At 41.4% G+C, this 1,211-nt stretch carries 1 protein-coding gene; it reads left to right on the top strand.

Annotation, left to right across the window (positions count from 1 at the left end):
• Positions 1-1,211, top strand: a 1,211-nt coding sequence (locus ACGH46_RS11030; protein WP_411605655.1) for an SH3 domain-containing protein, incomplete at both ends; no start/stop codon positions are given.

Below are 1,211 nucleotides of genomic sequence, written 5' to 3'. Positions count from 1 at the left end.
GAAGTGGCTCCGGCAGCGACCCCGCCAGCGACACCAACTCCAACAACCGAAAGTCAGTCATCCCCTGAGGCAGCTACAAATAGCTCAACTGAAAATTCAACGGCACCGGCAGCGAATGCATTACCGTCGTCAAATACATCGCCAGCCACGACAACACCGGTAACGACATCACCAACGGGCACAAATACTAATACGCCAACTCCCCCAACGACAACCGGTGACGCATCAACAGCAAGTACACCGCCGGCTACAGAAACGGCTAAACCCAAACAGCCCGGTCATCAGCTGTATTTTTATAGTTTATATATGCATTTGGCAGATACAAAGTACTATGAGGATAACCCCAAAGAGCCTGCGCCGGCATTTTGGGAGCAAGATATTTATCGGGTCACTGAAAAAGGTTTAGATTTTGTTGAAGGATTAAATATTCGAAAGAAGCCTGACTTAAAAAAAGGTGAGATTCTTGCAGTCTTACAAGCGGGCACCAAAGTAGAATTGAATCTTGAGTTACATACCGAAGATTATAAATGGTATGCGGTGACCTCATTAAAGGAAGGTTATTGTTCAATTCCCGTATTAACGCCTTATGAGCATGAAGGAAAGCAGATTATCGGTTGGGTTTTCAATGGAACTCAAAAGCAGCTCACGGAATCCGAATTTGATATAAAAAATAAAGATAAAGATAAAAATAAAAATTTTGCCAAATCAAAAGGACTGAGAGTCAGGGATGAAAGTAAAAAAAACATACTGTCTATGTTACCCAAGGGAACCCAAGTAAAAATAAGCGGTAAGAAAAAACCTAAAACGTTTGTTGAATTAGCCCAGATAGTCCGTGACGGGCAACCGACCATTCCTTTATCAGAAGGAAAAAAACTCGTATGGAGCGATAATCTTGAAAACATCACCCGAGGCAAAAAATATAATCAGGTAGTGGTATTAGATAAACCTTTTCCCATCAATGCGGGTGATTTAGTCGGTCATATTGGTCATAATCGAAATAAGATTATTGATATTATTGATAAAAAAACGGATAAAGACGGTAATTATATTGATATCGATACTTTACCTCAGGGTGGTGGGATAGAAAAAAGCCGATTTCGGCCGGGTTTACATGTGGAATGTTTTACTTGTGACGATTTGCCGACGTTCATCACCCAAACGCAGACAGAGGCAGGTAAAATACCCGATGAAGATAAAACATTGGTTGGCAT

Source organism: Gilliamella sp. CG22 (assembly GCF_046635725.1).
GTDB lineage: Bacteria > Pseudomonadota > Gammaproteobacteria > Enterobacterales > Orbaceae > Gilliamella > Gilliamella apicola_I.
Note: the sequence above shows the minus strand (reverse complement) of the source record. Positions and strands in the feature narration are given on the sequence as shown.